The organism is Demequina sp. NBRC 110056 (assembly GCF_002090155.1).
Classification (GTDB): Bacteria; Actinomycetota; Actinomycetes; order Actinomycetales; family Demequinaceae; genus Demequina.
The window spans coordinates 23,472-44,079 of the sequence record NZ_BBRM01000009.1 but is presented as its reverse complement, the minus strand read 5'-3'; the positions used below and the strand labels follow the sequence as shown (position 1 = coordinate 44,079).

Below are 20,608 nucleotides of genomic sequence, written 5' to 3'. Positions count from 1 at the left end.
ACCGACGTGACCGAGACCGAGACCGGCGCCAGCGTCGAGATCTCCGGAGTGCTCCCGGCCGAGCTCATGGGCTCGGACTACTCGACCACCCCGCCGTCACCGGCACTGCGCCCCACCGCCCTCTACGGCATGTGGTGCATCGAGGGCGAAGGCCGCCTCTCGGGCGACGCCTGCGACTCCAGCCAGCAGACCCTGCTCCTGCAGACCCCCAGCTACGGCTACCCCGGTCTCGGCACCGTGACCGACGGCGTGTGGACCTTCACCACCACCATCGACGTCACCAACCAGGTCGGAGACACCGTCTGCGCCGAAGTCGGCGACACCCAGTGCGGACTGTTCTTCCGCCTCAACCACGAGTTCCCCGGCAACACCACCTACGACTCGTTCCACCCCATCACCTTCACCGCACCCGAGCCCGAGGTTCCGGTCGGCGACCTGCAGTGGGGCATCTACTCCCAGTTCACGAACTACATCACGGGACCCATCGCCAAGGGTGACGTGACGACGTCGGGCGCGACCGCATCGGCCGGCGTGTTCGGCTTCACGCAGTCCGGCGGTGACGCCAACGCGAACACCAGGACGGGCACGGCCCAGTACGCGGGCGCGGTGCGCTTCACGGGCCACGAGGGAGACCTCGACATGACGTTCGCGGACCCGTACGTGCGCTTCACGGGCACCACCACGGCAGTGCTGACCCTCAAGGTCAACGGCACCCGCGTGGACTTCGCGAACCTCGCGCTCGGCGGTGGCCTCAGCACCTCGAGCGAGGGCGCCACGACGTGGACCGGCGTCCCCGCAACGCTGCTCTCGAGCGGCGCCTCCGCCTTCAACGGGTTCTATCCCGCGGGCACGGCCATCGACCCCGTGACGTTCACCGTGGGCGCCTCGGACTCCTCCGCAGGCGGCGGCGACACCGGCACCGGTGGCACCGATGGTTCCGGCGGCAACGGAGGCAATGGCGGCACCGGCAACGGCGGCTCTGGCAACGGCAACGGTGGCGCCGGCACCGGCGGCTCGAGCTCCGGCGGCGACACCGGCACGTCCACGGACAACGGCTCCGTCGTCGGGCGCCTCACGTGGGCGATCGACACCGCGTTCCGCAACTACGTCACCGGACCGATCGCCGAGGGCACCGTGTCGGTGAGCGGTGCGAGCGCCTCGGGCGGCACGTACACGTTCCTCCAGACGGGCGGCTCGGCCGACCCGGCAACCGGGACGGGAACGGCCACCTACGGCGGCTCGGTGCTGTTCAGCGGCCACCACGGCGACCTCTCGCTGCGGTTCGCCAACCCGCAGGTGCGCCTCACCGGGACCAACAGCGCGGTGATCTCGCTCGCGGTCAACGGCTCGCGCGTCGACTTCGCGACCGTCAACCTCGGTGCGGGCAACCGCACCACGCTCGACAACGCCGTCCGCTACTCCGGCGCTCCGGCGACGCTCACCGCTGCTGGCGCTCGCGCCTTCAACGGCTTCTACAGCGCCGGCCGCGCGCTCGCCCCCGTCACCGTGACGTTCGGCGTCGCGGCACCGGCGGGATCCGGTGGCGGCGGGACGACGGTCGTCGCCTCGGCGGTGAACTCGAGCACCGACTCCGCCATCCCGGACACCCCGCCCGCCACCACGGGCATCGTCCTCGACGACGAGACCCTCGAGCGTCTGCTCGCGGGTGAGACCGTCACGATCGAGGTCGACGGCTTCCAGCCGAACGAGACCGGCATCGCCGTGGTCATCTACTCGACCCCGACGGTCCTCGCCACCGACATCCAGGCAAACGCGCAGGGCGTCGCGAGCTGGACGGGCGCCCTGCCCGCTTCGCTCGTCGGCGAGCACACCCTGACGTTCCAGGGTTCGGTCGACAAGGGCATCGTGCTGAACATCCCGGACCGCTCCGCTCTCGAGGGCATGTGCCTCGTCGAGGGCGCGACCTTGGACTGGGGCTTCAAGGAGTCCTTCCGCGCCTACATCGAGTCCTCCATCGCCAACGGCGAGTGGGTGCTCGACGGCGTCACCGAGGAGGGCGGCATCTTCTCCTGGGTCGACGGCGGCGGCGCGATCGACCCCGAGACGCTGCTCGGCACCGTGGACTACACAGGCTCGGTCCGCTTCACGGGCCACGAGGGCGCGCTCGACACCACGATCGCCAACCCGGTGATCGAGCTGTCGGCCGACGGCGCGTACCTGCTGCTCGACGTGAGCGGCACCACCCAGGGCGGCGACGCCGTGACCGAGGAGGCGGTGCGCTTCGCCGAGCTGGAGCTCGACGCGGCGACCATCTCCGCCGAGGGCGACATCGTGACCATCGCCGACGTGCCCGCGGTGCTCACCGAGGCCGGCTCGGTAGCGTTCGGCACCTACCCCGCCGGGGACGCGCTCGACGCGCTCACGGTGACTCTCGGCAGCGCCGACGGCTGCGTGCTGGCCCTCGCTGGCCAGACCGTGGAGGAGCCCGAGGAGGAGGTCTCCGAGACCCCGTCCGCCGAGCCCACTCCCGAGGCGAGCCCCGAGGTCGCCGAGGCCGTCGAGGAGTCCGACTCCTCGTCCTGGTGGATCTGGGCCGTGGTCGCCCTCGCGGTGATCGGCGCCGCGACGGCAGCCATCGTGGCGGTCCGCCGCCGCAGCTGACCCGCGCATCGGCCGCACCCGCAGGGGCCGCCCTTCCTGGCGACAGGGAGGGCGGCCCCTGCCGCATGTCACGGCGGTCGATTCCCGTGCATCGCCGGCGCTTGATGCACCAGTAGGGCCCAACTCGCGCACGAGGGGCGGGTGACGGCCGCGTGAGGGCCGATGCGGTCGCCGGGTCTGACTCTAGGCGTCAGCGGGTGCGGGCGGGCACCACGATGGGGGCACCACCCTCGGGGTCCGCCACGAGGCGCACCCCGATGCCGTAGACCCGCTCCAGCAGGGCCGGCTCGAGCACCTCGGCCGGCGTGCCGAGGGCGGCGATGGCGCCCCGCTCCATGACCGCGATCCGGTCCGCGTAGGCGGCGGCGAGCGACAGGTCGTGCAGGACCACGCCCACGGCGGTACCGCTGGCCGCGAGGCGGCGGGCGACGCCGAGCACGTCCTCCTGGTGGCGCAGATCGAGAGCCGCGGTGGGCTCGTCGAGCAGGACCGCGGGGGTGCGCTGCGCGAGGACGCGCGCGAGCGAGACCCGGGCGCGCTCGCCGCCGGAGAGCGACGTGAAGGTGCGCTCCGTCAGGTGGGTGACGTCGCACTCGGCGAGGGCCTCGGCGATCGCGGCGTCGTCGTCCGCATCGTCGGCTGAGCCCTGCCACGGCGAGCGTCCCATGGCGACCACCTCGCGGACGCGGAACGGGAACGCCACCTGGTTGTCCTGCGTGAGGACCGCGCGGCGGCGCGCGAGATCGCGCGGGCCCCAGTCCCCCGGCGCACGGCCGTCGATGGTCACCTCGCCGGCCGACGGCGCGCGGTCACCCGCGAGCACGCTCAGCAGCGTCGACTTGCCGGCACCGTTGGGTCCGACGAGCGCGACGAGCTCCCCGTGGCCGATGTCGAGCGACGCGTCCGCGACCAACGTGGCAGAGCCGATGCGCACGGTCACGCCTCGGGCGGAGAACGCGGCGGTCATGCCCAGCCCCCCTGGCGGTTGCGCGCGCGGCGCAGCAGGTAGAAGAAGAACGGTCCGCCGATGAGCGACGTGAGCAGGCCGATGGGCAGCTCCGCGCCTTGCACCGCGGTGCGGGCGAAGAGGTCGGCCCAGACGAGCAGCACGGCGCCGCCGAGCACCGAGGCGCTCAGCAGCATCCGGTGACCCGGGCCGAGCAGCATGCGGATCGCGTGCGGCACCACCAGGCCGACGAAGGCGATGATGCCCGTGAACGCCACCGCGGCGCCGGTGAGCACGGCGACGAGGACGATGGACACGATGCGCAGGCGCTCGACGCGCAGGCCCAGATGGCCGGCGGTCCGCTCCCCCAGCGCGAGCAGGTCGTAGCGACGCGCGAACGCCAGCGACAGCGCGACGCCCAAGACGGTCAACGCCGCGACCACCGCCACCTCGTGCCAGCGCGAGCCGCCGAGCGTGCCGAGCTGCCAGAAGACGATCTGCTCGCGGTCGGCGGTGTCGCCGGCGAACAGCACGAAGGCGAGGCCAGCGCCCGCGAAGGCGTTGACCGCGATGCCGGTGAGCAGCAGGGTCACCACCTCGGTGCGGCCGTTCGACCGCGCCATGACGTAGACGAGCAGCGTGGCGCCCACGCCGCCGAGGAACGCCAGCGACGCGGTGCCGAGCACGCCCGCGAGCGCGCCGCCTGAGACGATCGCGAGGGCCGCGCCGAGCGCCGCGCCGGACGACACTCCCACGACGCCGGGCTCGGCGAGGGGGTTGCCGAAGATGGCCTGCATGACGGCTCCGGCGACCGCGAGGGCGGCGCCCACGAGCAGGCTCATCGCGACGCGCGGGAAGCGGATCTGCCACAGCGCCTGGTACAGCACGTCGTCGGACGGCGCCCACGCGTTGTCGATCCCGATCCCCTTGCCGAAGGCGCCGATCACCTCCGTGATCGCGATCGGCAGCTGCCCCGCCGCCGAGCTCACGAGGACTCCGGCGACGAGTGCGACCACCAGCACGGAGATGACGGCCGATGCGCGCGCGGCGAGGTGCGAGCGCCTCACCTCGGTGGGGGCTGGGGTGGCGGTCACGGGGTGGAGCTGTCAGCCGGGGCGTAGATCGCGGCGGCGAGGGCCTCGAGGATGGGCGCGCTGCGCGGCCCGAACGCGAGGATCTGACTGTCGGCCATGTCGACGAAGCGACGCTGCTGACCCGCCTGGGTGAGGGCGATCGCGGGCTTGGCCTCAAGGAGTCCATCGACGCCCCCGACGGACTCGAGGCCCTTGGACATCACGAGGATGAGGTCGGGATCCGCGGCGAGCATCGCTTCGTCAGTTAGCGGCTTCATGCCGTCGAGCCCGATCTCGGCGGCCACGTCGACGCCGCCGAGGGCTCGCACGAGCTCGTCCGCGCCGGACTCCTCGCCGAACATGTAGTAGACGCCCGCGGTGCCGCGCAGGTACAGGAAGATCATCCGCAGGCCCTCGCCCTCGGCGGGTGCGAGAGCGCCGATGCGCTCGACGGAGGCGTCGACCTCGTCGCCGATGCGCTCGGCGAGGCGATCTCCGGCGTCCGGCACGCCGAGGGCGGCACCCACCTGCCGCGCGAGCTCCTCCGCGCCGGCGAAGGTCGAGTCGTTGGTGACGTAGACGACCGGCACCCCGGCGTCGCGCAGCTGGTCGACGGAGTCGGTCGGACCGATGGAGCCGTCCGTGATCACCAGCGTCGGCTCGAGGGCGAGGATGGCCTCGGCGTTGACCGTGTGGCTCGACCCCGTGATCACGGGAAGATCCTCGACCCCGGGGAAGTCGCTCGCGGCGTCGCGACCCACGAGCGCATCGCCCAGACCCAGGGCCCAGACGGTCGCCGAGATCGAGCCTGCGATGTCCATCGCGACGACCCGGCTCGCGTCGGTGACCGTGACGTCTCGGTCGCCGTCGCGGTGGTGGCTGGTCACAGTCGCCGGCAGCGCCGGCTGATCCACCTCGTCGAGCACGCGCACCGTGTCGTCAGCGAGCACCGCCGTGCTCTCGCCGACGAAGGCGGCCGGGTCCTCGAGCACGGTCGCGCCGTCGAGCGGCGAGACGTACTCGTGCTCCGTGACGACCGCCGCGAGGTCGTCGCCCGCGACCACCGCATCGGCGCTCGAGACCGGCTCATCCGGGGTCAGCGAGACCCCGCAGCCGGACAGGAGGACTGCCGCGGCCGCGGCGACCGCGTACCGCAGGTGACGCATGACTGCTCCGCTCAGGACGTGACGGCGAGCTGCCCGCCGAGCGCCTCGAAGATCGCGGCGTTGAAGCCGAACGCGCCCTTGGCCTCGGCGATCAGCGCGGCCTCCTGAGCCTCGTCGAAGGTCAGCGCGTCGAGCTGCTCGCGATAGGCACGCTTGTACCTGACGGCCGAGTCGATCTGCTCGAAGCGGTAGAACGCGAGCTGAGACTCGGTCGCGCCGTAGTGGCGGGCCACGAGAGCGGCGATGGCCTGGCCGCCCGACAGGTCGCCCAGGTACCGCGTGTAGTGGTGCGCGAGGTAGCGCGGCACGTCGGAGTCGGCGATCGACTCGAGATGCTCCACGTACGCGCGGGTCGCGGGCAGGGCCGGGTGGCTGACCTCCCAGTCCGCGGCGCCGAGGTGCTCGAGGTCCGAACGGATCGAGGCGAAGCGCGGCAAAGCGGGGTCGGCCAGGAAGGCCGGGTCGCCCGGCTGCGACTGACGCGCCTCGAGGGCGCGGTACACGTAGGCGTACTGAGCGAGGTACCTCACGTAGGCGTCGAGATCGAGCTCGCCGCCCATGAGGCGGGTGATGAAGCCCCGGTTCTCGGTGTCCTTGTGCTCGACGGCGGTCGCGTCTCGGAGGCGGGCGGCGAGGCCGGTCGCGGCCGTGTCGTGTGAGGTCATGGCGCGATGTTACCAATTACGAAAGAGTGCTGTCACCCAATTTCTGGGTCCCTGGTCACGGTAGCCCTCCGCCGTCATGTCACCGACACATCGGCCCCGTAGAATCTGGACATGTTGCACCACGCCCCGCTCCTCACCACGATGGCGGTGGGCCTGGTCGCCGCCTTCATCCTCGGCCTCGTCGCCCAGCGCCTGCGCATGTCGCCCATCGTCGGGTACCTCGCGGCCGGGCTGCTCATCGGCCCCTACACCCCGGGCTTCGTCGGCGACTCCGACATCGCCCTCGAGCTGTCCGAGATCGGCGTCATCCTGCTGATGTTCGGCGTGGGACTGCACTTCTCGTTCAAAGACCTCCTCGCCGTCCGCAAGGTCGCCGTTCCAGGCGCCATCGCCCAGATGGTCGCCGCGACCGCGCTCGGCACCGGCGTCGGGCTGTGGCTCGACTGGTCGCTCGGCGCCGCGCTCCTCTTCGGCCTCGCCCTGTCCGTCGCGTCGACCGTGGTCATGCTGCGCGCCCTCGAGGACAAGCAGCTGCTCGACACCCGAGCCGGGCACATCGCGGTGGGCTGGCTCATCGTCGAGGACCTCGCGATGGTCATCGCGCTCGTCGTCATCCCCGTCCTCGCCTCCGATGCCGCTGGTCCGGGAGCCATCGCCGGTGAGCTCGCCTGGACCCTCGTGCGCGTGGGCCTGTTCGTCGCGCTGATGCTCGTGGTGGGCAAGCGGGTCATCCCGTGGCTGCTCGCGAAGGTGGCCGGCACCGGCTCACGCGAGCTCTTCACGCTGTCCGTGCTCGCGATCGGCATGGGAGTGGCGGTGGGCGCCGCGTGGCTGTTCGAGGTGTCGTTCGCGCTGGGCGCCTTCTTCGCCGGCATGATCATGCGCGAGTCCGACCTCTCCCATCGCGCCGCGGACGACTCGCTGCCCCTGCGCGACGCCTTCGCCGTGCTGTTCTTCGTCTCGGTGGGCATGCTCGTCGACTGGCGCATCGTCATCGAGGCGCCCGTCGCCCTCCTCGTCACGACGCTGGTCATCGTGGTCGGCAAGTCGGTGGTCGCCTTCGGGATCGTGCGGCTGCTGCGCTACTCGAGACAGATGTCGCTCGTGGTCGCCGCCGCGCTCGCCCAGATCGGCGAGTTCTCGTTCATCCTCGTCACCCTGGGCGGCGAGTACGACATCCTCCCGCAGGACGCGCAGGACCTCGTGCTCGGCGGGGCGATCCTGTCGATCGTCCTCAACCCGCTGCTGTTCGCGTGGGCCGCGCGGGCCTACCGCGACGTCGACGCCGAGGCCGGCGACGCCGCCCCGCGCACCTACGAAGGCTCGGAGCACGTGATCGTGGTCGGGTTCGGACGCGTCGGCACCCGCGTCGCGACCACGCTGTGGCAGAAGGACGTGCCCTGCGTGGTCATCGACGACGACGAGAACCGCGTCAACGCCCTGCGCGACGACGGCCGTGAGGCGATCCTCGGCAACGCGGTCCGTTCGAAGGTGCTGCGCGCCGCCGGCCTCGACGAGGCGACCACGCTGCTCATCGCGATCCCCGACCCGCTCAACGCCGGGGCGATCGTGTCGAAGGTCAAGACGCTCGCGCCGAACGTGCGGGTGGTGGCCCGCGGTCACGAGGACGTCGACATCGACTACCTGACCGAGATGGGAGCCGACCGCGTCCTGGTGGGCGTCTACGAGGTCGCGGACCTCATGGCGACCGACGTGCTGACGGAGCCCGAGCAGGCGTAGCGTGGGCGCCATGGACGACGTCGACCGCCTCGATGCCCTCGCCCGCATGCTCGACCACGCGCTCACGCGCGGCTTCGAGTCCGCGCTCGCCGACCGGTCGACGACCAGCGCCGAGTTCGTGGTGCTGAGCGTGCTCGGAAGGGCCGATGCGCCCCTCACCTGGGAGGCCCTCGAGGCACGCCTGCCCGCCGGGTACGGTGCGGCACGCGCCACCGAGGCGTGGGAGGGGCTCGAGGCCGCCGGCTGGGCTGGCGAGGTCGACCACGAGCACGTCGCCACCGACGCCGGGCTGACGGCGCTCGAGGAGCTGCACGCGGAGATCGAGAGCCTGCACGACCGCGCGCGAGCGGGAGTCGCGGACGGGGACTACGCGATCGCGGTCGGCGTGCTCCAGGAGATGCTCGCCAACCTCGAGGACTGACTCAGCCCTTGCGGTCCTCGAGCTTGTTCTTGAGGAACACCGCGCCGACGATCCATCCGGCAAGCGCGCTGAGCAGCCACACGAGGACGGTGCCCAGCACCCATCCAAGGAGGCTCGAGATGGTGAGCCCGTCGGAGAAGATGTTCGCGAGCAGCAGCGCGACGAACGTCGACACCAGCGCGACGCCTCCCGTCAGGGCACTCGCGTAGCGCACGGACATCTTGAGGATGAACGGCGACAGGATCGCCTGGGCCAGAACGAAGATGACCAGCGCGACGATGAAGCCGCTGGCCTCCAGCTCGAAGTCATCCGGGATGATGAGGGCAGTCAGCAGCAGGCCGACAGCCGCACCGATCACGGTCACCAGCAGGTTCCACAGGAATCGCACCATGGTGCTGACGCTACTCCTGCCTGGGGCTTCACGCGCGACGGATCGCGCGAATGGGATGTCCGCGTGTCGCGCCGCGCCGATGCGCCCGTCAGCTGGCCGCGGTCGTGTCAGTCTCGGCGGTGGCCGGCTCCGAGGGCTTGGGCTTGCGGAAGGCGAGGGCCATGGCGACGATCACCGTGAGGTACAGAGGCACCCCGAGGATGCCGCCGAGCGTCGAGCCCTCCGCGCCCGAGGCGTCGAAGGTCAGCAGCGAGAAGTCGTAGAGCGCGTGCAGGCCCATGCCGAGCAGCAGCGTGCCGGACACCCGGCGGATGAGGTAGAACGCTGAGCCCAGCAGGAAGGTCACGACCATCTGCGAGGCGGTGCCGGACCACGACTGGCCCACGAGTCCGTTGATCGCGTGAAGGAGCATGAACGTCGTGGTCGACACGAGCCACACGAGGGGCTCGCGCAGCCGCGACCGCAGGCCCACGAGCATCGTGCCGCGGGTGACGAGCTCCTCGGAGAAGCCCACAGCGATCACGCCCGCGAGCAACGTCGCGAGGTGGCCGGGCGTCAGCGCGCCCCACTCGACGGTGAGCATGTTCAGGAGGGACATCACCAGGAACAGCCCGGGGATGACCCACATCCACCTCGGCACGCGCCGGGTCTCGACGAGCGCCGGACGCCACCACCCGAGGTACGTCGTGACGATCGCGACGAGCACTCCGCCCGTGCCGATTCCGATGACGAGAGCGCGCAGCGCGTTCTCGGGGGTGTCCTGCATGGTCGGGTAGTCCACGCCGAGCGCGAGCCACAGCGTCAGGACGACCGCGACGTAGACGACGAAGATCGTCAGCGCGATCCACGCGCGAGGCTGGATCCTCACGCGGCGGCCTTGACCTTCTTCTGGCCGTTCAAGTCGTAGCGGAACACGAAGAACAGGGCGACCACGGCGATGACCATGGCGACCGGGCCGAGGAAGCCTCCGAGGGAGGGCAGCGCAGCGTCAGCGCTGTCCGTCGCGGCAGCGGTGAGGGTGCCCGCGTCCCACAGGGCGTGAACGATCATGCCGAGGATGATCGTGCCGGTGGCCCGGCGCGAGATGTAGAAGATCGAGCCGAACAGGAAGGCCATGACGATCTGCAGGACGGTCTGGCCGGCACCCTGGCCGAAGAACGCGTTGATCGCGTGCAGCAGCCCGAACATGAGGCAGGTGACGAACCACACGAACACCTCGCCGCCCTTGCCTCGGGCTCCGACGACGAGCACACCGCGGTTGAGCAGCTCCTCCGCGAAGCCCACGAGCGCGACGCCGCCGAGGATCGCCAGCAGGTGGCCCGTCTCGATCGCTCCCAGGTCCGAGCCCGCCACGGTGACGAGCCCGCCCACGCCGAACAGGAGCGGGATGACGATCATCCAGCGAGGCGCGCTGCGCCGCGGCTCGGCGATGGCCGGACGCCACCAGCCGAGCACGGTGGTCGCGACGATGAGGAAGACCGAGCCGATCGCGATGGGCACCACGATGCCGTCGACCGCCTGCTGAGTCGAGTCCTGCACGCTGGCGTAGTCGACGTCGTTGATGGTCCACATCACGACGACGATCGCGCAGTAGATCACGAAGACCGCGAGAGCGACCCACAGGCTGGGCCTCACCCTCGAGGTCGGAAGCTGCTCGGTTGCCATCGGGCCGTTCCTCTCACATCACTGCGATGCGCATCGAGGCATCGCCTGGCACCAACGTAGCGGGCGGCCCGCCTGCCACCGGTGACCTAGGGCCCGTGAGGCGCGTCCACGGCCCTCGCGCGGCAGCGCGCTCGCTCGCGAGACGCTTGCTCACTTGCAATAGTGTGTAACGCACAGTATCGTGTGACGCATGCTCGATTCGGACCTCGTCGCCCAGCACCGCCAGGAGCTGCGCCGCGGCAGCACGTCGCTCGCGTGCCTCGCGCTGCTCGCGACCACGCCGGACTACGGCTACAACCTGCTGGGCCGGCTCGCCGAGCTTGGCTTCGAGATCGAGGCCAACACCCTCTACCCCCTCCTGCGTCGCCTCGACAAGCAGGGGCTTCTCACGTTCGCGTGGGACACCTCCGACGCCCGGCCGCGCAAGGTCTACTCGACCTCCCCCGAGGGAGTCGAGCTCGTCGCGCTGCTGCGCGAGGACTGGGATCGCATCTCCCAGGCACTGCACCAGATTGGACAGGACTCATGAGCCTCACCGACCTCTACGTCGCCGCGACCGTCTCGCGCACCCCCGTCAAGCAGCGCGAGGAGGTGGAGGCCGACCTCCGTGCCGCGATCGCCGATGCGATCGACGCACGCCTCGACGCCGGCGACCTCGCCGACGTCCCCGAGCGCGCATCGGCCCTCGAGACGGCGGTCCTCAACGACCTGGGAGACCCGGACCGGCTCGCCGCCGACTACGCCGACAGCCCGCTCATGCTCATCGGCCCGCGGCTCTTCCTCCAGTGGAAGCGGCTGACCATCCTGCTGCTGTGGATCGTGCTGCCGATCGTGGCCGCGCTCATCCCGTTCGGCATGTGGCTGGGCGGTGAGCCCGTGGGCGCGATCATCGGCTCGACGATCGGCGGAACGCTGACCGTCGGCGTTCACCTCGTCTTCTGGGTGACCCTCGTCTTCGCCGTCATGGAGCGCGCCGGGACCGAGCCCGAGGAGCTGTCCGAGCCGTGGACCGTCGAGCGGCTCAAGGAGTCGCCCGATGTCCGGGTCAGCGGCGTCGAGACCGGCTTCGCGCTGGCGACGCTCGCCATCACCGCGGGACTCATCGTGTGGCAGCAGATGTGGCCGTGGGCGACGAACGCCGCCGGCGAAGGCCTGCCCGTCCTGAGCCCCGAGCTATGGGCCTTCGTGCTCCCCGGCCTGCTGCTCGTCATGGCAGTCGAGGCGGTCGCGGTGATCGTCCGTCAGGTGCGAGGACGGTGGACCATGGGCGACTGGTGGCTGACCGTCGTGCTCGACGTCGTGACACTCGTGCTCGTCGCGATCCCGGTGCTGCAGCACGATCTGCTCAACCGCGAGCTGTTCGCGGAGATCGGCTGGCCCGACGCGAACACGACCATCACGCTCGAGCAGGCGGAGTGGGCCGTGCTGCTCGTCGTCGCCGCCGTGTGCGTCGCGGATGTGTGGGGCAGCTGGACGAGGGCCCGCCGCTCGGCGATCGCGTAGACCTACCGCCCGCGGCCCCTCCGTCGCGCACCTGAGCGCGGTGATGGCGACTCACCGTGACCGCCCTCCGCACGCCGCTCCCCACCTTCGCCCGCCTGAGCGCGGTGATGGTGGCTCCGTGTCGGACCTGGGAGGCGCGTGTCTCCTGATGGTGGATGAGCGTCGAAGACGCCTACTCCATCCCCCGCGTGACGCGGTTCCAGGCGTTGATCACCGCCACGGTCTCGACGATCGCGCCGAGCTGCTTCTGCGTGAAGTACTGGCCGGCCTCGTCGCGCGCCTCGACCTCGAGCCCGCGCGGGTAGTCCGTGAGGACCTCGGCGAAGCGCAGCGCCGCGGCGTCACCCTCGCTCACGAGGCCCTCGCGCATGAGCTTCACGGGGCGGGCGAGCGCTCCGATCAGCTCCGGCCGGGCGCCAAGGGAAGCGAGCTGCTCGGAGTGCAGGCGGATGCAGTACGAGCAGCCGTTGATGTGCGAGCAGCGCAGCCGCAGCATCTCGCGCAGTTGCGGCTTGAGCGCCTCGCCCACGGCAGCATCGAAGTCCTCCAACGCCTTGAGGAACTCGGGGCTCACCTTCGCCGCACTCACGTCCTGGACGGTATCAACGCCGCGCGCCGTCCGCGTGGAGGCGCGTCGCCATCCAGGACCCCTCGGCGTGCGAACCAGAGGCATGTCCGACCACGGCCCCGCCCCGATCCGCGCCGGCGTCCTGCGGCGCGGCAGTGGCGGGATGCCCATCGCGGATGCTTCCATGGAGCGGTCATGGTGACCGCGGTCGCCGTCGAGCAGTGGGGAGGCCCCGTGCCCAGACGCCACCTGCGCGCCGTCTCGAACGAGACCGCGCCGCCGGAGGCCGCGTCGCCGACCCTCGAGGAGCTCCTGCTCGCGTGCGGGCGCGGCTCCTCCGAGGCGTTCGACGCGCTCTACGCCGAGCTCGCCGCTCAGGTGATCCGCGTCGCGCGCCGCGTCGTCCACGACCCCGACATGGCCGAGGACGTGGCACAGGAGGCGCTCGTCGAGGCCTGGCGCACGTCGCCCAAGTACGACCCCGCGCGCGGCAGCGCCCGCGCCTGGGTGCTGACGATCGCCCACCGCCGGGCGATCGATCGCGTGCGCCGCGAGCAGCGGCAACGCGATCAGGTCGAGGCCGAGGCGGCCACGGCCGAGCGCGAGGCCGCGCCCGGCGCGCAGGACACCGTCGTCGAGGTCGACTTCCGTCGCTGGCAGTCGGCGCGAGTCCGGGAGGCGCTCGACGTGCTGTCCGACCTCCAGCGTGAGGCCATCGAGCTCGCCTACTACGGTGGCCGCACCCAGGCGGAGATCGCCGAGCAGCTGGGAGTCCCCCTCGGCACCACCAAGACACGCATCCGGGACGGCATGACACGACTACGAGAAGCCCTGAAGGAGGTGCCGCGATGAGCATCCACGATCTCGTGAGCGCCTACGCGCTGGACGCCCTCGACGCCGATGAGCGTCGCGACTTCGAGGCCCACCTCGCCACCTGCCCCTCCTGCCAGGAGGAGCTCGCCGGCTACGACGACGTGCTCGGGGCGCTCGCCGAGCCCTCCGACGCGACCGAGGCCGCGGCCGATGACGCCGCCGCCGCTCGACTCGCTGCCTCGCTGCGCGAGCGCATCGCCGCGACCGAGCAGGTCGCGGAGGGGCCGTCCGCACCGACGGCCGAGACCGCAGAGCCCACCCGCCCTGAGGCGAACGTCACGGACATCCGAGCGCGCGCATCGGCGCCCACGGGACCGGCCGCGGGCGCGGAGAGCGTCCCCTCGTCCATGCCCGAGCCCGTGCGACGTCAGCCGCGGCGAGGTTCCCGGCTGCTCGTCGCCGCCGCCTCGCTGCTGGGCATCGCCCTCGCCGTGACGGCAGGCCTCATGCTCGCGGACCGCGGCGACTCCAGCCAGCTCGCCGCCGACATCGAGCGCATCCGCACCGCCGAGGACGTCGTCGAGCAGCCGCTCGGCCTGGGCGAGGCCGTGGCCTACGTCTCGGCGTCCGAGGGAGTCGCCCTCGTAGGAGAGACGCCTGGACTGGACGACGAGGAGACCTACCAGGTGTGGGTGGTGCCCGCGGACGGCTCCGCTCCGGTGCCGGGACCGGTGATGGCCGACGGCGACTCGGAGGTCGTGTGGGACACGGACCTCGACGGCGCCGCGGCGATCGCCGTGTCCGTCGAGCCCGAGGGCGGCTCGACGACGCCGACCGAGGTGGTCACCGCCGTCGAGCTCTGAGGCCGGTCGAGCGCCCTCCTTTCCAGCGGGCAGCCGGCGCTGGGTCCTGACACGTCGCGTCATTGACCGGCGCAGACCGGCATCCCTAGCGTGGGCAGATGGCCACCTCCTTCGCACGCCTAGCGCTCGCCGCTCTCGGCGGCGCCTTCGCCGCGAACGCCGCGCCGCACGGGTGGCACGCCCTCCGCGGTGAGCCGTTCCCGTCTCCGTTCGCCGACCCTCCGGGAGTCGGACTGTCGCCTCCCGCACACAACTTGGCGTGGTCGGCGATCAACGCCGGAGCCGCGGGCGCGCTGCTGGCTGGAGCGCGCATCGGCCGTTCGCCCGCCGCGGCGGCGGTCGCTGTGGCGAGCGCGGCTGCCGCTGGTCTCGCCGTGAGCCGCTACTTCGCCACCGTGCCCGAACGACGTGAGGCTCTCGCACGCGCGGAGGTCTGAAAGAATGAGCGCCATGACTGCGCGCATCCCCGACAAGGCCACCGTCGACGGACTCGAGGACCGCTGGAACTCCGTCTGGGAGGAGCAGGGCACCTACCGCTTCGACGCGACCAAGACGCGCGAGCAGGTGTACTCGATCGACACCCCGCCGCCGACGGTCTCCGGATCGCTGCACGTGGGCCACGTGTTCTCCTACACGCACACGGACGTGGTCGCTCGCTACCAGCGGATGACCGGCCGCGAGGTCTTCTACCCGATGGGCTGGGACGACAACGGGCTGCCCACCGAGCGCCGCGTGCAGAACTACTTCGGGGTGCGCTGCGACCCGAGCCTGCCGTACGTCGAGGGCTTCGAGCCTCCGTTCGAGGGTGGGGACGGGAAGTCGTCCAAGGCCGCCGATCAGGTGCCGATCTCGCGCCGCAACTTCGTCGAGCTGTGCGAGCGGCTCACGGACGAGGACGAGAAGCAGTTCGAGTCCCTGTGGCGCCACCTGGGCCTGTCCGTCGACTGGTCGCGCACCTACCAGACCATCTCCCCCTCCTCGCAGGCCGTGGCCCAGCAGGCGTTCCTGCGCGGCCTCGCTCGCGGCGAGTGCTACCAGGCCGAGGCGCCCACGCTGTGGGACGTGACGTTCCGCACCGCGGTCGCGCAGGCCGAGCTCGAGGACCGCGAGCGGCCCGGCGCCTACCACCGCCTCGCCTTCGAGAAGGCGGCCGATGCGGAGGAGGCCACCGGCTCGTACGAGTCCGTGTGGATCGAGACCACCCGCCCCGAGCTGCTGCCCGCGTGCGTCGCGCTCGTGGCGCACCCGGATGACGAGCGCTACCAGCCGCTGTTCGGCAAGCACGTCCGCACGCCGCTGTTCGGCGTCGAGGTGCCCGTCGTGGCCCACCGGCTCGCCTCGCCCGACAAGGGCTCCGGCATCGCGATGATCTGCACCTTCGGCGACGTCACCGACGTCACCTGGTGGCGCGAGCTCGACCTGCCGATGCGGCCCGTGCTGGGCCGCGACGGCCGGTTCCGCACCGAGGCGCCCGCCGGGCTCGAGTCGCCCGAGGCGACCGCGGCGTACGGCGAGCTCGCGGGCCTCACCGTCTTCTCCGCGCAGAAGCGCATCGTGGAGATGCTGCAGGAGGCCGGCGTCATGGACGGCGAGCCCCGCACCATCTCGCACCCCGTGAAGTTCTTCGAGAAGGGCGACAAGCCGCTCGAGATCGTCACGTCGCGCCAGTGGTACATCGCCAACGGCGGCCGCGACGCCGAGCTGCGTGACCAGCTCATCGCGCGCGGCGAGGCCCTGGACTTCCTCCCGTCGCACATGGGCAAGCGCTACGAGAACTGGGTCAACGGCCTGACCGGCGACTGGCTGATCTCGCGCCAGCGCTTCTTCGGTGTGCCGATCCCGGTCTGGTACCCGCTCGACGCCGATGGCGAGCCCGTGTGGGACTCCCCCATCGTGCCCGCCGAGGACCAGCTGCCCGTCGACCCGTCCGCGGATGCCGCTCCCGGCTACACGGAGGACCAGCGCGACGTGCCGGGAGGCTTCACCGGCGAGAAGGACATCATGGACACGTGGGCGACCTCGTCGCTCACGCCGCAGATCGTGTGCGGATGGCGCGACGACGCGGACCTGTTCGAGCGGACGTTCCCGATGGACCTGCGGCCCCAGGGCCAGGACATCATCCGCACCTGGCTCTTCTCAAGCGTGGTGCGCTCGCACCTCGAGCACGACGTGCTGCCGTGGAAGCACGCCTCGATCTCCGGCTGGATCCTCGACCCCGACCGCAAGAAGATGTCGAAGTCGAAGGGCAACGTCGTCACGCCCATGGGGCTGCTCGAGCAGCACGGCTCCGACGCGGTGCGCTACTGGGCGGCCTCGGCTCGCCTGGGCACCGACGCGGCCTTCGACGAGGGCCAGATGAAGATCGGCCGTCGCCTCGCGAACAAGGTGCTCAACGCCGCGAAGTTCGCGCTGGGTGCGACGGGCATCGCCACGGCCGCCAACGTGTCCCTCGCCGAGGGCATGCGCGCGACCAAGCACGTCACCGGCGGCGTCATCAACGGCATCTTCGACGGCGCTGCGGCGGGCGGTTCCGTGTCCGCGGGCCACGACCTCGCCGAGCACAACGCCGCCGCGATGGACATCCCGCACGCGCTCGTGTCCGAGCCGCTCGACCGCGCCCTGCTCGCCGGCCTTGCCGACGTCGTGGACGGCGCGACGGCCGCGTTCGCCGCCTACGACCACACGCGCGCGCTCGAGCTCGCCGAGAGCTACTTCTGGACCTTCTGCGACGACTACGTCGAGCTGGTGAAGACGCGCGCCTACGACGGCGCGGCGCCGGGCGAGGACATCGACCCGTTCGCGCCGTGCTCCCCCGCGGCCGCCTCGGCGCGCGCGACGCTGACGATCGCCCTGGAGACGTTCCTGCGTCTGTTCGCACCGGTGCTGCCGTTCGCCTCCGAGGAGGTGTGGTCCTGGTTCCGTCCCGGCACCGTGCACCGTGCCGCCTGGCCCACTGCCGCTCCCCTGCGCATCCTCGCGGGCTCCGAGCCGGCGTCGCTGGTCGATGCCGCGGGCGAGGCGCTCGCGGCGCTGCGCAAGATCAAGTCCGAGGCGAAGGTGTCCCAGCGCACGGAGCTCGTGTCCGTGGATCTGCTGGTGCCGGAGTCGAAGGTCGCGGGCGTCACCGCAGCCAAGGGTGATCTCATGGCGGCCGGACGTGTCCGAGCGCTGCAGATCGTCGACGCCGTGGCGGCTCTCGAGCCCGGCGTGGACGGCGGAGCCGGGGACGGATCAGCGAGCGAGATCGCGGACCCGACGGTGATGCGCACGGAGAACGCGGTCCTCGCCGAGGCGTAGCACCCGCGGATCGCTCCGCCCGCGCCTGCTTCTCACCTTGGCGCGGCGGTGGTGGCTCAGCGTCGCTTTTTCACGGGCCGTGTCACCTGATGGTGGCTGGCTGTCGCTCTGGCGCTGCCGGCGTGACCCGATGGTGGCTGACCGTCGCCCTCGCGAGGGGCGGCGAGCGGCGCCGGTCGCAGCCACCCGAATTGGGTGACTGCTGAAGTGCGCCGCCCCGAGCACGTCCCCATGCCCGCATGCGCTGAGCGCGCTCCACAGCTCCTCTCGAGGCGGCGAGCGAGCGCGGGCCCGCATCGCCTAGACAGCAGGCATGCGATCGTTGCGTGCGCTGCCGTCGGGTGGAGACGACCCGGCTGAGCTGCTGCGCCGCGAACCCCTCGCGCTCACGCGGGCCGAGCTCATCTCGCTCACGAGCGACCGCAAGCTCCGCACCGCGGTGGAGCGTGGCGAGGTCGTCCGCATCCTGCCCAACACCTACGTGGCGGCCGAGCACCAGCACTCGTTCCAGGCACGCGCCGATGCGGCCCTCACCTGGGCGGGACCCGGTGCTGCCCTCGCCGGCCGGTCCGCGCTCTACGCGTGGTCGCTCGTCGACGAACCGGGGCCCACCATCACGATCACCGTGCCGCAGGCCGATCACCGCGAGTGCGCGGACTGGCTCAGGACGCTACGCGTGGCCTACGTCGTGGACCCGCTGCCAGCAGCCGGCCTTACGTGCGCACGTGTCGCCGTCGCCATCGCCCAGGCCTTCGGGGACCTCTCTCGCGATGAGCAGTCGGACGTGGTGTTCGGAGCCGTGGCCCGGCGGCTCACCAATGTCCGCCAGCTCCGCCAGGCGCTCGTGGACGTGCCGCGCATCCGCTTTCGGCGGCGGCTGACAAGTCGCATCGAAGCCGCGGAGCGCGGTGCAGAGAGCTGGCTCGAGGAGCACAGCCTTCGCAAGGTCTTCGCGGGCAAGGCCTTCGACCAGTTCATCCGCCAGCACGAGGTCTTCTTCGAGGGCGACCTGTTCCGGCTCGACATGTTCGATCCGTTCACGCGCACCGCGGTCGAGCTCGACGGCGCGCGGTGGCACCGGACCGACGAGCAGCGCGTACGCGACATTCGCAGGGACGCCATCCTGGCCGCGATGGGCATCCAGACCATCCGCCTCGCCTCGCGCGACCTCACCGAACGCGCTGACTGGTGCCGCGGCGTCGTGCACCGGGCGGTTGCGGCGCGCGCGGCCGCTCATGCGGAGCGCGGCGAGCGACAGCGACCCACCACTGGGAAACGCGCGCCTCGCCAAACCGACAGCCAGCCACCGACACCACGCTAGGCCCGGGCGGTGCGGGACGGAGTGCGGCGAGCGACAGCGATCCACCAACAGGAAGGGCGCGCCCCGCGAAACCGACAGCCAGCCACCAACACCGCGCCAAGGCGGGAGAAGGCGCATCGGCGCAACGGCGCGCTACGCCGCGAGCAGCGAGAACGCGACGGGCGGCGACCCGGCGGGCGCGAGGCCAGCGCGAGGACGACCGAGTCCTACGCCGCGCCCTCCTGGGGCTCCTCGCGCGCCTCGTACGCGGGCGTCACGCGGTCCATGACGACCTCGTGCGTGATGAGCACGCGGCCCACGTCCTCGCGGCCGGGCACGTCGAACATGGTGTCCTGGAGGACCTCCTCCATGATCGCTCGGAGTCCGCGTGCGCCGGTGCCGCGCTCGAGCGCCTGCGTCGCGATCGCCTCGATGGCGTCGCGATCGAACTCGAGCTCTACCCCGTCGAGCTCGAACATGCGCTGGTACTGCTTGACCAGCGCGTTCTTGGGCTCGGTGAGGATCGACACCATCGCGTCGACGTCGAGCGGCGACACGGTCGCGATGACGGGCATGCGGCCGATGAACTCGGGGATGAGGCCGAACTTGTGCAGGTCCGCGGGAGTGACCTGAGCGAAGAGGTCCGAGTTGTCGGCCTCCTTGAGCTGCGCACCGAAGCCGATGCCCTTGCGTCCCACGCGCGAGGAGATGATCTCCTCGAGTCCGGCGAACGCGCCGCCGAGGATGAAGAGCACGTCCGTCGTGTCGATCTGGATGAACTCCTGATGCGGGTGCTTGCGCCCGCCCTGCGGCGGCACGGACGCCTGCGCGCCCTCGAGGATCTTCAGCAGCGCCTGCTGCACGCCCTCGCCCGACACGTCACGCGTGATGGACGGGTTCTCCGCCTTGCGCGCGACCTTGTCGATCTCGTCGATGTAGATGATGCCGCGCTGGGCCTTCTCGACGTCGTAGTCGGCGGCCTGCAGCAGCTTGAGGAGGATGTTCTCGACGTCCTCGCCCACGTAGCCGGCCTCGGTCAGCGCGGTCGCGTCCGCGATGGCGAACGGGACGTTGAGCATCCGGGCGAGGGTCTGCGCGAGGTAGGTCTTGCCGGTGCCGGTGGGTCCGATGAACAGCACGTTGGACTTGGCGATCTCGACGCCGTCGTCGTCCTTGGGCCGCGCCTCCTGGGCACGCACGCGCTTGTAGTGGTTGTACACCGCGACGGACAGGGCCCGCTTGGCCTGGTCCTGGCCGACGATGTACTGCTCGAGGAAGTCGAAGATCTCGCGCGGCTTGGGCAGCTCCGTGAACTCGGTCTGCGCCGCCTCGGCGAACTCCTCCTCGATGATCTCGTTGCACAGCTCGATGCACTCATCGCAGATGTACACCCCACCGCCCGCGATGAGCTTGCGCACCTGCTTCTGGGTCTTGCCACAGAAGGAGCACTTCAGCAGGTCGCCGCTGTCCGCCGGTCGCGTCATCTAGGCCTCCACCTATGGTCCGCCGCCATCTTCGTCCAGGCTACCTACGGCCTCCGACACGCGCCGAGCGACGCGCCGCCTTCAGGCCCGC

At 71.2% G+C, this 20,608-nt stretch carries 19 protein-coding genes; 10 read left to right on the top strand and 9 right to left on the bottom strand.

Going from position 1 to position 20,608, the window contains the following annotated elements:
- Positions 1-2,622: HtaA domain-containing protein (locus tag B7K25_RS13315; protein WP_200807969.1), on the top strand; the 2,622-nt coding region annotated here is incomplete at its 5' end.
- Between the two features lie 190 nt (positions 2,623-2,812).
- On the opposite strand, the gene B7K25_RS13310 is transcribed toward B7K25_RS13315, so the two are convergent.
- From B7K25_RS13310 to B7K25_RS13295, 4 genes are read right to left on the bottom strand one after another with little or no spacing between them, the layout of a single operon-like run.
- Complete coding sequence (locus B7K25_RS13310) at positions 2,813-3,589, bottom strand: heme ABC transporter ATP-binding protein (protein WP_084106699.1); 777 nt, start codon at positions 3,587-3,589, stop codon at positions 2,813-2,815.
- The gene (locus B7K25_RS13305; RefSeq protein WP_084106698.1) at positions 3,586-4,662 is read right to left on the bottom strand and encodes an iron ABC transporter permease; all 1,077 of its coding nucleotides are present in this window, start codon (positions 4,660-4,662) and stop codon (positions 3,586-3,588) included. Before B7K25_RS13305 ends, B7K25_RS13310 begins: the two co-directional genes overlap by 4 nt.
- Positions 4,659-5,807, bottom strand: a complete 1,149-nt coding sequence (locus B7K25_RS13300) for a hemin ABC transporter substrate-binding protein (RefSeq protein WP_084106697.1) — start codon at positions 5,805-5,807, stop codon at positions 4,659-4,661. Before B7K25_RS13300 ends, B7K25_RS13305 begins: the two co-directional genes overlap by 4 nt.
- A gap of 11 nt (positions 5,808-5,818) precedes the next feature.
- Entirely contained in the window at positions 5,819-6,472 is a 654-nt protein-coding gene (locus B7K25_RS13295) for a heme oxygenase (biliverdin-producing) (RefSeq protein ID WP_084106696.1), read from the bottom strand.
- Positions 6,473-6,583: 111 nt separating this feature from the next.
- On the opposite strand from B7K25_RS13295, the gene ybaL reads away from it, so the two are divergent.
- Both ybaL and B7K25_RS13285 read left to right on the top strand, forming a co-directional pair.
- On the top strand, positions 6,584-8,212 hold the full coding sequence (ybaL, locus tag B7K25_RS13290; RefSeq protein ID WP_084106695.1) for a YbaL family putative K(+) efflux transporter: 1,629 nt from the start codon (positions 6,584-6,586) through the stop codon (positions 8,210-8,212).
- A gap of 10 nt (positions 8,213-8,222) precedes the next feature.
- Positions 8,223-8,633 carry a hypothetical protein gene (locus B7K25_RS13285; protein WP_144019022.1) on the top strand — a complete coding sequence of 137 codons (411 nt, stop codon included), beginning with the start codon at positions 8,223-8,225 and terminating at the stop codon, positions 8,631-8,633.
- Between the two features lies 1 nt (position 8,634).
- Here B7K25_RS13285 and B7K25_RS13280 read toward each other — a convergent pair whose 3' ends face one another.
- The 3 genes from B7K25_RS13280 to B7K25_RS13270 all read right to left on the bottom strand — a co-directional run bounded on the left by B7K25_RS13280 (position 8,635) and on the right by B7K25_RS13270 (position 10,689).
- The gene (locus B7K25_RS13280; protein ID WP_084106693.1) at positions 8,635-9,024 is read right to left on the bottom strand and encodes a phage holin family protein; all 390 of its coding nucleotides are present in this window, start codon (positions 9,022-9,024) and stop codon (positions 8,635-8,637) included.
- 88 nt (positions 9,025-9,112) lie between these two features.
- Complete coding sequence (locus tag B7K25_RS13275) at positions 9,113-9,892, bottom strand: CPBP family intramembrane glutamic endopeptidase (protein ID WP_084106692.1); 780 nt, start codon at positions 9,890-9,892, stop codon at positions 9,113-9,115.
- A complete protein-coding gene (locus tag B7K25_RS13270) occupies positions 9,889-10,689 on the bottom strand; it encodes a CPBP family intramembrane glutamic endopeptidase (protein WP_084106691.1) in 801 nt (266 codons plus the stop codon). Before B7K25_RS13270 ends, B7K25_RS13275 begins: the two co-directional genes overlap by 4 nt.
- Before the next feature lie 190 nt (positions 10,690-10,879).
- Between B7K25_RS13270 and B7K25_RS13265 the strand changes: the two genes are divergently transcribed.
- Together B7K25_RS13265 and B7K25_RS13260 are read left to right on the top strand one after the other, a co-directional pair.
- Complete coding sequence (locus tag B7K25_RS13265; RefSeq protein WP_084106690.1) at positions 10,880-11,218, top strand: PadR family transcriptional regulator; 339 nt, start codon at positions 10,880-10,882, stop codon at positions 11,216-11,218.
- On the top strand, positions 11,215-12,192 hold the full coding sequence (locus tag B7K25_RS13260; protein ID WP_084106688.1) for a hypothetical protein: 978 nt from the start codon (positions 11,215-11,217) through the stop codon (positions 12,190-12,192). Before B7K25_RS13265 ends, B7K25_RS13260 begins: the two co-directional genes overlap by 4 nt.
- Before the next feature lie 172 nt (positions 12,193-12,364).
- On the opposite strand, the gene B7K25_RS13255 is transcribed toward B7K25_RS13260, so the two are convergent.
- A complete protein-coding gene (locus B7K25_RS13255; protein ID WP_159450220.1) occupies positions 12,365-12,781 on the bottom strand; it encodes a carboxymuconolactone decarboxylase family protein in 417 nt (138 codons plus the stop codon).
- 174 nt (positions 12,782-12,955) lie between these two features.
- Here B7K25_RS13255 and B7K25_RS13250 point away from each other — a divergent pair, with 174 nt between their 5' ends.
- The 5 genes from B7K25_RS13250 (at position 12,956) to B7K25_RS13230 (ending at position 19,054) form a co-directional block, all read left to right on the top strand.
- Positions 12,956-13,612, top strand: a complete 657-nt coding sequence (locus B7K25_RS13250; protein WP_084106684.1) for a sigma-70 family RNA polymerase sigma factor — start codon at positions 12,956-12,958, stop codon at positions 13,610-13,612.
- Positions 13,609-14,436, top strand: coding sequence for an anti-sigma factor (locus B7K25_RS13245; protein ID WP_084106682.1), 828 nt, complete (start codon positions 13,609-13,611; stop codon positions 14,434-14,436). The genes B7K25_RS13250 and B7K25_RS13245 overlap by 4 nt, the downstream gene beginning before the upstream one ends.
- Before the next feature lie 98 nt (positions 14,437-14,534).
- Complete coding sequence (locus B7K25_RS13240) at positions 14,535-14,873, top strand: hypothetical protein (protein WP_084106680.1); 339 nt, start codon at positions 14,535-14,537, stop codon at positions 14,871-14,873.
- Between the two features lie 4 nt (positions 14,874-14,877).
- Entirely contained in the window at positions 14,878-17,733 is a 2,856-nt protein-coding gene (gene valS / locus B7K25_RS13235) for a valine--tRNA ligase (protein WP_084106678.1), read from the top strand.
- A gap of 313 nt (positions 17,734-18,046) precedes the next feature.
- Complete coding sequence (locus tag B7K25_RS13230; protein ID WP_084106676.1) at positions 18,047-19,054, top strand: hypothetical protein; 1,008 nt, start codon at positions 18,047-18,049, stop codon at positions 19,052-19,054.
- A gap of 206 nt (positions 19,055-19,260) precedes the next feature.
- Here the strand turns inward: B7K25_RS13230 and clpX are convergent, their stop codons facing one another.
- Positions 19,261-20,517, bottom strand: a complete 1,257-nt coding sequence (clpX, locus tag B7K25_RS13225) for an ATP-dependent Clp protease ATP-binding subunit ClpX (RefSeq protein WP_084106674.1) — start codon at positions 20,515-20,517, stop codon at positions 19,261-19,263.
- Positions 20,518-20,608 lie beyond the last annotated feature (91 nt).